Here is a 220-nt window from a genome sequence, read left to right as displayed (position 1 = left end):
AACAAGATTGGCGTCAATGCCGGCTACCAGATGGCTGAGAAGTTTGGACTGCCGGTTGAAAAGAGCGACAAGAATCTGGCTTTAGCGCTGGGTGGAATGTCAAACGGCGTGTCGCCTCAGCAGATGGCTCGTGCCTATTCGGTTTTTGCCAATGGCGGTAAATTGCCAACTGCACACTACATCGTCAAGATCGAGGATGCAAACGGCAAAGTGATCAAGC

Annotated in this window: 1 protein-coding gene; it reads left to right on the top strand. The window is 51.4% G+C overall.

The genetic code is table 11. The features are described 5' to 3' along the window. Nucleotides 1-220, top strand: a 220-nt coding sequence (locus LI126_RS15420; RefSeq protein WP_255651256.1) for a penicillin-binding transpeptidase domain-containing protein, incomplete at both ends; no start/stop codon positions are given.

Source organism: Mediterraneibacter sp. 210702-DFI.5.30, from assembly GCF_020560115.1.
Classification (GTDB): domain Bacteria; phylum Bacillota; class Clostridia; order Lachnospirales; family Lachnospiraceae; genus Mediterraneibacter; species Mediterraneibacter faecis.
The sequence above is the reverse complement of the archived record's forward strand: the minus strand, read 5'-3'. Positions and strand labels throughout refer to the sequence as shown.